The 13,712-nt window shown below is 41.6% G+C and carries 9 protein-coding genes; 3 read left to right on the top strand and 6 right to left on the bottom strand.

The window, feature by feature from the left end; genetic code table 11:
* Positions 1-561: 561 nt before the first annotated feature.
* From HPE56_RS05775 to HPE56_RS20645, 6 genes are all read right to left on the bottom strand, one after another.
* Positions 562-3,090 carry a heavy metal translocating P-type ATPase gene (locus tag HPE56_RS05775; RefSeq protein WP_188242821.1) on the bottom strand — a complete coding sequence of 843 codons (2,529 nt, stop codon included), beginning with the start codon at positions 3,088-3,090 and terminating at the stop codon, positions 562-564.
* Positions 3,091-3,497: 407 nt separating this feature from the next.
* Entirely contained in the window at positions 3,498-3,920 is a 423-nt protein-coding gene (locus HPE56_RS05770) for a Fur family transcriptional regulator (protein WP_188242820.1), read from the bottom strand.
* Positions 3,921-3,935: 15 nt separating this feature from the next.
* Positions 3,936-4,274, bottom strand: coding sequence for a P-II family nitrogen regulator (locus HPE56_RS05765; protein ID WP_188242819.1), 339 nt, complete (start codon positions 4,272-4,274; stop codon positions 3,936-3,938).
* A gap of 110 nt (positions 4,275-4,384) precedes the next feature.
* Positions 4,385-5,638, bottom strand: a complete 1,254-nt coding sequence (locus HPE56_RS05760) for an efflux RND transporter periplasmic adaptor subunit (RefSeq protein ID WP_188242818.1) — start codon at positions 5,636-5,638, stop codon at positions 4,385-4,387.
* Positions 5,639-5,653: 15 nt separating this feature from the next.
* Positions 5,654-10,057: a CusA/CzcA family heavy metal efflux RND transporter gene (locus HPE56_RS05755; RefSeq protein ID WP_188242817.1), complete on the bottom strand. Its 4,404-nt coding sequence runs from the start codon at positions 10,055-10,057 to the stop codon at positions 5,654-5,656.
* A 126-nt stretch (positions 10,058-10,183) separates the two neighbouring features.
* Positions 10,184-10,495: a DUF6660 family protein gene (locus HPE56_RS20645; RefSeq protein WP_394355031.1), complete on the bottom strand. Its 312-nt coding sequence runs from the start codon at positions 10,493-10,495 to the stop codon at positions 10,184-10,186.
* A 562-nt stretch (positions 10,496-11,057) separates the two neighbouring features.
* Here HPE56_RS20645 and HPE56_RS05750 point away from each other — a divergent pair.
* From HPE56_RS05750 to HPE56_RS05740, 3 genes are all read left to right on the top strand, one after another.
* Entirely contained in the window at positions 11,058-11,345 is a 288-nt protein-coding gene (locus tag HPE56_RS05750) for a helix-turn-helix transcriptional regulator (RefSeq protein WP_188242816.1), read from the top strand.
* The gene (locus tag HPE56_RS05745; protein ID WP_188242815.1) at positions 11,342-12,535 is read left to right on the top strand and encodes a VapE domain-containing protein; all 1,194 of its coding nucleotides are present in this window, start codon (positions 11,342-11,344) and stop codon (positions 12,533-12,535) included. Before HPE56_RS05750 ends, HPE56_RS05745 begins: the two co-directional genes overlap by 4 nt.
* 226 nt (positions 12,536-12,761) lie before the next feature.
* On the top strand, positions 12,762-13,625 hold the full coding sequence (locus HPE56_RS05740; protein WP_188242814.1) for a toprim domain-containing protein: 864 nt from the start codon (positions 12,762-12,764) through the stop codon (positions 13,623-13,625).
* Positions 13,626-13,712 lie beyond the last annotated feature (87 nt).

Genomic DNA, 13,712 nt, shown 5'->3' with positions numbered 1-13,712 from the left:
AACAGGTACTTTTGGATACGATGCTAAAAATGTTTGAGCTAAGTTCTTGCTCCTTTTCATCTTTTGCAATGATACAGCATTCAATATTGCATATGTTGTGACACCACAAAACCGTGAAAATAAGCATGCTAAATTATTACCTATATGATGCTGAGCCATACATTATGTATGTTTGAACATTTCATTTTCCAAACTATTGCTATCTTATATATATCCTGTAATTTACACTATACCCATTTCACGATTTTACTTATCGGAGAAAAGCAGGTAAAAGAAATAAAAAATGACATCGAAAAAATAAATTATAAGTACTGCAACAAAGATTCCAGCAATTGCAAGGATACCATATAATCTGTCCTTCTTGGTCACCGTCCGTTCTTTGGGTTTTTCACTTTCTGTATTTTCTCTTCTCTTTCTACGATTTTGTGACATCAGTTATATTTCCATTTCATCCTCTGCAATCTTACCGTATTAATGTGGGTCGATTAAAGTGATTTGATAGTATCTTTTCCTGCATTATAAATTCAAAAGCAACCCCTTTTTTTAAATATATTTTTAAAGTTATTTTTTGTATGCCAGAAGCCTTAACGCATTAAAGACCACAAGCAATGTTGAGCCTTCGTGTATAGCCACCGCAATACCGATATTTGCAAACCCAAACATGGTTGATGGGATAAGCAGGACGACAATACCAAGACTGACCCAAAGGTTCTGTTTGATAATGGCTTTGGCCTTCCTGCTCAAGCCTATTGCAAAGGGCAGTGTTTCCAATTTATCGGCCATTAGGGCAATGTCAGCTGTTTCCAAGGCCACATCACTGCCCGCTGCACCCATTGCGATACCTACGGTGCTGTTTGCCATTGCAGGGGCATCGTTCACACCATCGCCTACCATTGCGACTTTGGATTCCTGTTCTTTTAATTTTTTTATTGCATCCACTTTTTCCTCCGGTAACAGGCTTCCCCAGGCATCGGTCAATCCAATTTCTTTGGCAACGGCATCAGCAACCTTTTGATTATCCCCAGTTAGCATTACCATCCGCTTGATACCAATTTCCCTCAATTTTTTCAGTGTTTCCTTGGCCGCTTCCCGTGGGGTGTCCATCAGAGCGATGATACCGATATATTCTTTGTTCCTTCTTATGAGCATCGTGGTATTTCCACCCCCTTCAAGTTCCCTTACCTTGTTGGATATTTCTTCGGATGGTTTTGCATCATCGAGGTCTTCGTATAGGTCAAGATTGCCAATATAGATTTTATCCTTGCCCAAAGAAGCTTTGATACCTTTTCCGAGAACTGCTTCCAAATCTGACGCATCGGTAATTTCAGTACCTTTCAGACGCTTTTTGCCATCCCTTACGACGGCTTTGGCCAAAGGGTGGTCGCTCAAGCTTTCAACGGCAACGGCTATCTTTAACAGTTCATTTTCTTCAATAGCCCCCAATGGTACTACTTCGGTAAGTTTGGGCTTGCCTTCTGTAAGCGTGCCCGTTTTATCAAAAGCCAAAGCCGTAATGACCCCCAAATCCTCCAGCGGTCGCCCACCTTTGATAAGCACACCGCCACGTGCTGCCCTTGCCACCCCGCTCAATACGGCACTTGGCGTTGAAATGGCCAGTGCACAGGGACTTGCAGCTACCAATACCGCCATCGCCCGGTAAAAGCTGGCACTAAACGGTTCATCAATGACCAGAAAGGCAAAGAGCAGGATACCGACCAGTATCAGTACGGATGGCACAAAGTATTTTTCGAACTTATCGGTCAACAGCTGCGTGGGGGACTTCTGGGTCTGCGCCTCGTTGACCAGTTTGACCAATCGGGACAGGGTAGAATCTTTGGCCTCTTTGATCACCTTAATTTCCAAGGTGTTATTACCATTAATGGTTCCGGCGAATACGCGGTTTTCATCCTTGATATCATCGTGTACCGAATAGTCCTTGCCCGTATCTTCCACTGGAATTTTGTCCACGGGTACACTTTCCCCGGTAATAGGCGCCTGGTTTACGCTGCTTTTTCCGTTGACCACGATACCATCTGCGGATATTTTACTGTTAGGCTTAACCACTATAATATCGCCAATACTCAATTTATCAATCCCGACTTCTTCTGTCTTGCCATCTTTTTTAAGCAAGGCTGTTTTTGGTGCAAGGTCCGCAAGCGCGGCAATGGACTTTCTGGCCTTGTTCATCGCATAATGTTCCAGGGCATGTCCAAGACTAAAAAGGAACAGCAACAGTGCACCTTCCGCCCATTCTCCCAGAATGGCGGCGCCAATGGCAGCGACCAGCATTAAAAAATCAATTTCAAAACCTCCTTTTGCAACTGTTTCAATAGCTTCCTTAGCGGTAAAAAATCCCCCAAAGAAATACGCCCCTATATACAAACAAAGGCTGACCCAATCTGGAATGGATTCCACATAGGAAAGCCCGAAGCCAATCCCGAGAAGTGCCCCACAGATAATCGAAAAAATCATCTCTGTATTTTTGCCTAAAACCCCACCGTGGGAGTGTTTTTCCCCATCCTCGTGGCTCGCGGCCTCCTCGTGCTCGTGGTCATCAACGGAAGTTTGCTCTTTAGTATCTTCCTTCTTTGAACGCTCCGGTTTTTTGTTGGATAGTTCGGTGTGATTATTTTCGTTTGAAGAACTCCGCTGAACCTGAAGGTCTTCCTTTTCAATTTGTTTGCTTATTTCATCAAAATTTGTTTCCTTTTTATTAAACTCAAGTCGTACCATTCCAGAGGCCGAAACAGAAGCCTCCAAAATCCCCTTGATTGCCAAAAGGCTTTTCTCTATGGAACGGGCCTGTCTTGTATGTCTGATCCCTTTGACCTCTATGAGCAAATGCCCGTATTTTTCGGTTATCTCAGCACCGGTCCGTTCGGCAAGGGATTGAATGCGGTCAATAGAAATGATATCGGGGTCATAATGAAAGCAGAGCTGTGGCACATCATCTCCGTTTGCATCGGCAACGTGGACTTTTTCGATACCCTCTTTAGCCTGTAACTCATCAATAAGCCTTTCAACACAAGTATCTTTTTCGTTTGGAACTTGCGGAAGGATGACCGGTATTTTTAGTTGTAGTTTTTTCATTTTACATTTGAGTTTTCGATCCATTTTTTGGCGAAGTTTTTATCTTCGCGCTTAAAAAATTTTATGTGGGCCCCTTGAAAATAAGAGCAATGCCTCGGTAAATTGCTACTTCCATTTGACACTTCCCACTAGCGCGACGCACTTTAAATGCCTTTCATTGGGAAAATTTAATTCAATGCCCTTCCAATAGTTACTTGCCGTCCAGCCTTCAAAATTTTACATTTCGACGTACCAGCAAACTTCTTGATATGCCTTTATATGATCCGTTAAAACCGGAGTCAAATTTTCGTAATCCTTGACATCGAGCTTATGTGCTGCTACTATATATATATCGCAGCTTCTTTTTTATAGATTGTTACCATTACTTACTATTTATAAACAATCTTCGTATTTTCAAAACTTGAAAATTAATCCAGATTGCTGCTACATTTATCGCAGACACCCTTTACCACCATATTGATATCTTCTGTTTTATAACCTTCGGGTAAGTGGATATGGGGGATTTTATGCTCTGTCAAACAGACCGTTTCATTACAGTTGTTACAATGAAAGTGCAAGTGGAGGTCGTTGCCGACCTCGCACTCACAGTTTTCTTCACAAAGGGCGTATTTTATAACCCCCGTCCCATCCTCGATCTGATGCACGACCCCTTTGTCTACAAACGTTTTCATAGTTCTAAATAGGGTACTTCTTTCGCTGACCATAAAATCCTTTTCCAGATTGCCAAGGCTGATGGCCACATCTAATTCCGCCAAACGCTTATAGGCAATCAGGCGAATAGCGGTGGGCCGTATCCCTTTGCTTTCCAGTAGTTGAACTATTTTTTCCATTTGTACTAAACTGCTTTAAAGGTCGTACCTTTTTAAGGATCCCCCTGTTTTGATCTGATAGGCATCCTCTATATCGGATAGATAAATGATACCGTCTCCTGGGTCAGGTGTCTTGCCGTTTTTAAGGATAATATTTATTGCCGATTGGGCCTCCTCGTTCTGGCAGACCATTTCTAGCTTTACAATGGGGCTATCGGTCACGTGAAAATCAAGAGAAGGTTTTGCCCCTTTGTCCTTGAACGCTCCGGTACCTTCTGCTAGTGAAAGGGTCATACTTTTAAAGCCCTTGTCACTTAGGGCTTCAATTACTCTTTGTATCCTGTTCGGTTTTACGAATGCTTTTATTTCTTTCATTATAAATACTTTATAGTTTTTTGATTGATTTTGAACCGAGCCCGTATATAATTATTAACTAACTGATCAAGAAGAAGAACAGACCCGGAATCAAAATCCTTATATGTTCATTAATGCCCGTGCTCCAGTTCGCCCTTTACCATTTCTGAAGATAGAGTATAGGCTCCTTTCGTCACTATTTTGACATTTTCGGCTATCCCTGCGGGAAGGTTTATTTCTATAAAACCAAGGTCGCTGATCCCTGTACTCACAGGAATCCGTTTATATTTCCTCGTATTTTCTTCCGGTTCTTTATCTTCGCCATCGATGAAAATATAAGACTGTTCACCTTCCTTGACTATGGCTTCCTCGGGTACTGCAAAAGCCGATTTTTCTCCTTGAACAATTCTTCCTTCCACATACATTCCTGGTAAAAGGTCGCCATTTTTGTTATCGATATCTGCATGGATGTGCAAAGCTTTGGGGTCTTCCTCAAAGGTCTTACCAATAGAATGTACCTCTGCCGTTAACAATTCATCAGGTTTTGAGGCAACGGTAAAATGGATTTTTTGACCTATCTGAACTTTGTGTATGTCTTTTTCATAGACTTTAAGATCCAAATGGATTTTTGAATTATCACTTACCGCGAACATTTTTGTTTGAGGGGCAATATAATCTCCCAAGCTTATCATTACTTCATCCACAAATCCGGATATGGGAGTCGTTATGGGTACGGCTGAGTAGATCTGCCCGTCATCAACCTTGGAAGTATTGATACCCAACAAGCGCAATTTAGATTTTAATCCATTGACACTTGAAGTGGTAGAACGGAATTTTGATTGTGCCATTTGGAATTCCTTCCCGGAGGAAACACCCTTGTCATAAAGGATTTTCTTCCGTTCGAAATCCTGTTTAAGAAAAACAAGTTCATCGTTTTTTTCCTGATACTCCTGTTGCATACTAATAATATCGGGATGTTCCAAATAGGCCAATACCTCTCCTTTTCGCACTTTATCGCCCTCGATTACTTTGATGGAACGTACATTACCGCCTACGAAAGGGCTAATATTAGCCTTGTCCTGTGGAAAAAGCTCGAGCCTTCCGGTCACTTTTATATTGTTCCCCAGGTTTCGGGTTTCCAAAGATTTCGTTTCCAGACCGATTGTTTCGGCCTGTTGCTTGGAGATTTCTACCACACCTTCTTCCTCTTCGTGGCCGCCTTCTTTCCTGTGTCCACCTACTTCTCCGTGCGAATCCCCTCCGCTTTCCATTTTTTCAATCTTTGTACTTTCTACATTATGGCCCAATTCTGATTTGGGATTGTCGTTGCAGCCAACTACCAAAAAGGTTAGTAATACTGCGCTTATTATTGCTAAATTCTTCATTTCTGATTTTTTATATTATAGATTACCCAATTGATATTGCAGCTCAATGGCCTGCTGGTTGTACTGATTGATAAATTGTAAATGGTTTTGTTTAATTCTTATCGCACTATTTAGGATCGTGATATAGTTCACATAATCAATTTCTCCTTCCTTGGAAGCCAGTTCTGCCGTGGATATCTGTTCTTCTGCCAAGAGTAAAGCTCCTTCTTGGTAATAATCGAGCGTTTTTTGTGTCTTCTCCAAGGATTTTAAAAGTTGGGAGACCCTACTTTTGGTTATGGCCTTCTGTTCCAGATACTGGCTTTCGGCAACCCTGGCATTTGCCTTGGCCGCCTTTACCCTTGATTTTTGAGGAAAAAACCAAAGTGGAATACTGATTCCGGCTTGATAGCTATTAAACCCTGATACATCATCGACCACTTGGCGCCCATAGGTAAGGTTGAACTTGGGCAGAAACTCCGATTTTTCCACCCCCACGTTTGCCTTGCTCACTTCGGCATTTTGCATTGAATATTGCAATAGAGGGTTGTCTGCTATAGATATCGAATCTAGCATTGACATATAATTCAGCGATTGATAGGGCAGACCTACCGTTTCTATTTCTTGGTCAACACCTAAATATTGTTTTAAGGCACGTTTGGCTATCTCAATATCGTCATAGGCCTGTTGCCGAAACACCTGTATCTGTTGATATTCCGAAGAGGCTGCAATAAATTCCAGTTTTCCGGTTTCTCCCGTATCGTAACGGAGTTCTGCGGCTGTCTTGAAATTGGCATAGACACTGTCCAATTTTTCCGCAAAGCGCAATTGTGCCTTGTTATAATTGATACGGTCATAGGACTGCATCACATTACGGATCAACTGTTGCTCATTGAGGGCATAGAATTTTTCACCGAGCTGTACACGCTCCCTATAAAACTTGGATTTTGAAAAACCTGAGAGTAGATCAATGTTTCCTTGCTGTATACCTATAGTGGTCTGTACCCCGGGCAGGTCATTGCCTACTTCTTCTTTTCCTGTAAAGATTTGGGTATTGCCCAAGTCGAAACTTGTACCCTTCATCGCCCGTTCGCGCTCGATGAATGCCTGGCCCTCCTTAAGAGAAGGATAATTTTCCTTGGCCAGGGAAATGGCTTCTTCCAATGTAATGGTCTGTGCGATCCGACGGTCCTGTGCATTCACTGTGTTTGAGGCTAAAAACCCTGCCAGGCTCACGAGCACCACGATAATTGATGCACTTTTATTGACATAACTTGGGTCATTTCCGTTTCCGATACGTTCTTTCCTTGCCTCTAACCAATTATAGAGGACGGGGATTACGACTAAGGTCAATAGGGTTGCCGTTAACAGACCACCAATAACCACTGTTGCCAAAGGTCTTTGTACTTCTGCACCTCCAGATGTGGACACAGCCATTGGAATAAAGCCCATAATTGCGGCTGTGGCCGTCAAAAGGATAGGGCGCAGACGCTCATGGGTCGCTTCATAGATCCGGTCTTTTATATTTGTCATTCCGTTTTCTTTGAGTTCGTTGAATTTATTGATAAGCACAAGCCCGTTCAATACGGCCACACCGAAGAGCACTATAAAACCTACCCCTGCGGATATACTAAAGGGCATACCGCGTATCCATAGGGCGAACACGCCACCGATTGCCGCAAGCGGCACGGCCATATAGATCATTAAAGACTGAGAAAACGAATTCAAAGCAAAATAGAGCAATATGAATATTAGGAAAAGTGCAATAGGAACTACGATCATCAATCGGTCGGTAGCCCTTTGAAGGTTTTCAAATGAACCGCCATAGGTCACATAATAACCTGATGGAAGTTTAACTTGTTCGTCGAGCTTCAGTTGGATCTCCTCGACCATCGATTTTACATCACGCCCCCTTACATTGACACCTACGGAAACTCGACGGTACGTATTGTCCCTCGATATCTGCATAGGCCCTGGTTTGAAGCTAATATCCGCCACCTCTTTTAAAGGTACTTGATTACCACTTGGCAGGTCGATATATAGGTTCTTCAGGCTATTGATATCTTGTCGATATTTTTTGGCCAAGCGTATGACCACGTCAAAGCGTTTTTCACCTTCAAAAATCACGCTGGCAGTTTCTCCGGCAAAAGCTGCGCTTACGTAATCATTGAGTTTATCAATGGTAACTCCGTACTGTGCCATTTTTGCCCGGTTGTATTCCACTGTCATTTGAGGCAGCCCACTGGTGGCCTCTACATTGAGATCTGCCGCGCCGGGAACGGTCCTGATTATCGCTGCGATTTCCTGTACCTTATCGGCCAGAACGTCTAAGTCTTCCCCATATAATTTTATGGCGACATCTTCCCGGACCCCTGTCAATAATTCATTAAAACGAAGCTCTACGGGTTGTGTAAACACGAAGTTCACACCAGGGATAACGGCAATCTTTTCCTTAATCTTTTCGATCAGTTCTTCCTTGCTATCCGCACTTGTCCATTTACCTTTATCCTTTTCAAGGATGATGTAGCTATCCGCAATATCCATCGGCATCGGGTCCGTAGGTATTTCCGCAACACCGATCCTTGAAATCATTGTTTTTACTTCCGGAAATTCATTAATAATATTTTGAAGCTTTTTGGAAGTTTCTATAGATTCCGTAAGGCTGCTTCCAGGCTTAATAAGGGCTTGCATTGCAATATCACCTTCGTCAAATTTTGGTATAAATTCTCCGCCCATATTGCTGAATATAAATCCTGCTATTAGCAGCAGGGCAACTGCACCAATGATGATCCCAGATTTAAATCGTAATGCAAAAGAAAGCAATGGCCTGTAAAGCCTATTTAGCCCCGATATTATTTTGTCACTAAAGCGATCTATGGCATTTTCAAATTTCGCGAACCAACCGTCCTGGTTTTTTGTCGGTTTCAAGAACAATGCAGAAACCATTGGGACATAGGTCAAACAAAGTATAATGGCACCCAATACGGCAAATCCAAAGGTAAACGCCATTGGTCGGAACATCTTTCCTTCCACACCGGTCAAGAAAAGGATCGGTGTAAATACAATAAGGATAATAAGCTGTCCGAAAAATGCAGAGTTCATCATCTTACTTCCCGATTCGTAAGCCATCTTGTCCATTTCCGCCTGGTCAATGACGGCATTTGATTTCTTGATTCGATGATGAATATGTAAAACCATACCCTCTACAATAATTACAGCGCCATCCACAATTATTCCAAAATCGATTGCACCAAGGGACATCAGGTTTGCCCATACCCCAAATTGTTTCATAAGTATAAAAGCAAACAAAAGGGAAAGGGGAATTACCGAGGCTGTTATAAGGCCTCCACGAAAACTTCCCAATAACAGAACCAACACGAATATTACGATAAGTGAACCTTCTATAAGGTTCTTCTCTACGGTACTTGTAGTTCTGGAAATGAGTTCGCTCCTGCTCAGAAAAGGCTCTATATATAATCCTTCCGGAAGTGATTTCTGAATCTCATCTATACGTTTCTGCACATTCTCAATTACCTCGCTTGGGCTTTCGCCCTTTAGCATCAATATTTGCCCGCCAACGGCTTCTTTGCCATCTTGGGTAAAAGCACCGTATCGAACTTGGCTTCCGTAGCCCACTTTTTCCGCGATATCCCGTACCAGTACAGGAGTACCATTTTGAGAGGCTACCACCGTATTCTCCAAATCTTCTATGCTTCGGGCAAGTCCTTCCCCCCGTATAAAGTTCGCCTGATGGTTTTTTTCTATATAGGCACCTCCAGTATTGGCATTGTTCATTTTAAGGGCTTCAAAAACCTGCGCCATAGTTATGCCAAAACTTTTTAGCTTGTCGGGATTGATGGAGACCTCATATTGCTTTACGAAACCACCGGCAGCATTGACTTCTACCACGCCCGGCACCAATGCCATTTGGCGTTTTACCAACCAATCCTGAATGGTACGGAGTTTCATCGCATCATATTGATCTTCGTATCCTTCCTTAATTTTAATAGAATATTGATAAATTTCTCCTAATCCCGTGGTGATAGGAGCCATAAATGGTTTGCCAAAACCTTCGGGAATTTCTCCACTTACTTCTGTAAGCTTTTCTTGAACCAACTGTCTTGGCAGGTAGGTTCCCGCTTCATCCTCGAAAACAATGGTTACCACTGAAAGCCCAAAACGGGATACGGAGCGCAGTTCTACTACATCCGGTAGATTGGCCATTGCCAGTTCTACGGGGTAGGTAACAAATTGTTCGATATCTTCTGTCCCAAGGTTCGGAGCAGTCGTTATTACCTGTACTTGATTGTTTGTAATATCTGGTACGGAACCCAGTTTGATAGTGGCCATCGACCAAATACCAATACCGATAAGTGCCATTATGAATAGCCCAACAACGAATTTATTGTTGATGGAATATGAAATGATTTTATTAATCATAGAAAGAGATTTAATTCAGTTGAACTTTTAGATATGACCGTTCGCAGGTGCGACATCATACAAAATGAGAATTAACCCTATGAACGGGTTAATGGGAGGATATAGCTATCCTCTAAAAAAACTGAATTAAGCCCTAGGTGGTTGTAACAATAAAAAAACTACTCCATCAGAAATGCTCTCGAAGTGTGAGAAGTTTTCCTTTGAGATAGGATTTGGTATGGGTGTGAAAGCCGTCGCACCAAAATCAATTGTATGTACATGGCAGCAATGGCAAGAGCAAAATGGAGGACATAAGTCAAAAGCACTGTGGCTATGGTCCAAATCTAAACTAAATGCTGCCTCTATCTGGGTATCATCAAACTCTGCACGAGTATCGGTGCACGGTAGGACGTTAAGCCCTAAAATGTAAAAGGATAATATGAGAGTGATGATTTTCACAGTGCAAAGGTAACAAATAATCAATGCACAGGTTGTGCAAAGCCCCCCCTAATCCTATAAGTTTCAGAATAGGAACCTTTTATGGGGCTGTATTTTTCAGATGAATGCAAAACTTACTTCAAGTTTTGCATTCTAAAAGTCTATTACGAAAATTGAGACCTTAAAATTTTATATCAGGAGAATATTTCATAATAAGAATTAAGGCAAGATTACTATTAGGAGGTATACAGCAAAAGAAATCTGCATATTTGAAGCTCTTTTTTTAACTGTTCCTTCAAATTTAATTGTTAATAACTACCAATATTCCAATAATCAGTCCATTTTCAACCAAAAATGTTTGGGTCCATTTGATATCAAATGATGTCAAATAAAATTAGAGGAAATTACCTTTACTATTATTTGGCATCATATGCCACATAGCGCTGTAAGCCAAATAGTTGTGGATAACTATTTGAGTTTCTCATGGCTTTCAGCCCACCTATTCCCTACTTTTATTTTAACAAACCTATAGAAGGTAAACAAAAGCGCTTTTGTTCATTTCTTAATCTTAAAAGAGAAACAAATGGACACTATTTTAATTTTTGATCGCTTAGATCGTCTGGAAAAACTGTTAACCGCCCATAAAGAGGTGTTAACTTTTGAGGAAACCTGTGACTACACCGGAATTTCGAGAAGCTATCTTTACAAATTGACTTCCTCCGGAACTATCCCACACTCCAAGCCCAATGGGAAAATGATTTTCTTTGAAAAAAGGAAACTGAACAATTGGCTCCTACAGAACAGTAAAAAATCTAAAGCCGAAATTGATAGTGAGGATCTAAGGCATACCCTCAACAATGGACGACCATGAAAGTCGGTGACCATCGGGCTGAACTTTACAAGGTAAAGGATGCCAAAAAAAAGACGATCTACGATTATACCATTGAATACTTGGAAGGGAAATATGATATCATGTACAACGAGATATCCCATGATTTCCAAATATCGTTTAAGAAACGTGCTGAATGGTCCTATCTGAACCTCAATTCCCTGATCATTGAACTTGCCAAAGCAGGTGTCGATATCAGTACGGGGAAACTGGAAATCCTGATCCGGTCAGAACTCATCCCGAAATACAATCCAATTAAAGCGTACTTTAAATCCCTCCCAAAATGGGACGGGGAAGACCATATTCAAAAACTGGCGTCCTACGTCCCTACCTATGATGATGAAGCTTTTCTTTATCATTTAAAAAAATGGTTGGTACGTGCCATAAAATGTGCGTTGGAACCGGGCTACTTCAACAAACAAGCCCTGATCATCAGCCATAAGGGACAAAGCTCAGGGAAATCTACCTGGTGCCGGTTTATCTGCCCTCCAGAACTTGCCGATTATATGGCGGAGGACATCAGCAACGATAAGGATGCGAGAATCCAATTGTGCAAAAACTTTCTTTATAACTTGGATGAGCTGGCCGTGCTGACCAAAAAGGACGTGAATGCCCTGAAAGCGTTCTTTTCCAAGACCTTTATCAATGAACGCCTGCCCTATGACCGAAAGAACACTACCCTGCCCAGGATCTGTTCGTTTTTGGGTTCTACCAATATGTCGTCCTTTCTAAACGATGAGACTGGATCCGTACGCTGGTTATGCTTTGAGCTAATGGATAAAATAGATTTCTCCTACTCCAAAGAAGTGAAAATCAAGAACCTCTGGATTCAAGCTTATCACTTGGCCTATCAAGACCCCACCTTTAATGCCGAACTCACGCTGACGGATATTTTAGAGAACGAGGAACGGAATAAGAAATATACCAAATTGACTACCGAGGAGGAACTGGTTTCTAAATACTTTGAAAAATCGAATGATATCAACGACTTCGTAACCGCCTCGGATGTATTGGTCAAGCTGAGTAGCTTAAACGTAAGACTGAACCAGATAAACCTTGGGCGCGCCTTATCGGGGTTCAACTTCCAACGGGTGAAACATCCAAAGCGTCAGGTTTATGGGTATCTGGCCAAATCGGTGTTTACAAAGAGCCCTTGGGAATTGGAACTGTAGAAAAAGTACCATTGCACCTACCTACTTACCTAACGGACCATGACCGCCCAAACAATGGGAGCTACCATAGGTAAGATACATTAACCACTAGTTACCTAGGTATTACCTATCCTACCTATTAGGGTAAGATGGGTAAGATCAAAAAACAACCTACCCAAGCTCTCATCCTTTATAAACAGGGACTTAGGTAAGAAGGTAAGTGAAAAACGAAAAAAAGAATTAACTGATGAAAAAAGAAAGAACCAATAAACTATCGTGCGAAAGAGCCCGAGCTTTTCCCATCGAAAAAGCGTTGACAAAACTAGGGCACTTTCCAACAAAGGAATCTAATAAAGAAGCTTGGTTCCTGAGTCCGTTCCGCTCAGAAACCCAAGCCTCTTTTAAAGTATCCAAGAAGCTGAACCGATGGTACGACCACGGAATAGGCAAAGGGGGAAATGTTATCGATCTGATTTGTCAAATCAACAACTCATCGGTAAGGGAAACATTGGATTGGCTACAAAACGGGCAAATCTCTTTTTCTTTTCAGCAGCCACTTTTTAAAGTGGATAAACAGGATAAAATCGAGATAAAACATATTAAGGAATTGGGCCATTTTGCGCTAAGGGAATATGTAATTAAAAGAGGGATTTCCATATTGACTGCCAGAAAACTGTGCAAGGAAGTCCACTATAGGTTTAAGGACAAGATGTATTTCGCCCTAGGCTTAGCGAACAGCTCTGGAGGTTGGGAATTGCGGAACAAATATTATAAGAATTCCAGCTCCCCAAAAGACGTCACTCACCTCCAGAACGGAAATAGTAGGCTGATAGTTACCGAAGGAATGTTCGATATGTTGAGCCTAATGGAACGGGACAATGAACTAAGGGAGAGGAACGATCTTCTGATATTGAACTCCCTGGGTTTTATAGAAAAATCGCTTGAATTATTAGATCCCTATGAAACGATATCGCTTTATCTGGACAATGACCATGCCGGAAAAAATGCCTTTAAATTGATAATGCAACAACAGCCAAAATGTACTGACAGATCAAATCTATACGAGAATTTTAAAGACGTAAATGGATGGTGGAACGCTCAAAAGAAATGATCTGATGATGATAATATTTTATCCTGAAAAAGGAAATAACTATTAATAAATACAAATTTAATACATAAATAAAATAATCTGATTGTG

Source organism: Maribacter aquimaris (assembly GCF_014596745.1).
GTDB lineage: Bacteria > Bacteroidota > Bacteroidia > Flavobacteriales > Flavobacteriaceae > Maribacter_A > Maribacter_A aquimaris.
The sequence above is the reverse complement of the archived record's forward strand: the minus strand, read 5'-3'. Positions and strand labels throughout refer to the sequence as shown.

Coding starts and splice junctions, on each gene's coding strand:
- HPE56_RS05765 (WP_188242819.1), bottom strand. CDS start 4,274: ATGAAAGAAATAAAAGCATTCGTAAAACCGAACAGGATACAAAGAGTA.
- HPE56_RS05755 (WP_188242817.1), bottom strand. CDS start 10,057: ATGATTAATAAAATCATTTCATATTCCATCAACAATAAATTCGTTGTT.
- HPE56_RS05740 (WP_188242814.1), top strand. CDS start 12,762: ATGAAAAAAGAAAGAACCAATAAACTATCGTGCGAAAGAGCCCGAGCT.
- HPE56_RS05775 (WP_188242821.1), bottom strand. CDS start 3,090: ATGAAAAAACTACAACTAAAAATACCGGTCATCCTTCCGCAAGTTCCA.
- HPE56_RS05760 (WP_188242818.1), bottom strand. CDS start 5,638: ATGAAGAATTTAGCAATAATAAGCGCAGTATTACTAACCTTTTTGGTA.
- HPE56_RS05745 (WP_188242815.1), top strand. CDS start 11,342: ATGAAAGTCGGTGACCATCGGGCTGAACTTTACAAGGTAAAGGATGCC.
- HPE56_RS05750 (WP_188242816.1), top strand. CDS start 11,058: ATGGACACTATTTTAATTTTTGATCGCTTAGATCGTCTGGAAAAACTG.
- HPE56_RS05770 (WP_188242820.1), bottom strand. CDS start 3,920: ATGGAAAAAATAGTTCAACTACTGGAAAGCAAAGGGATACGGCCCACC.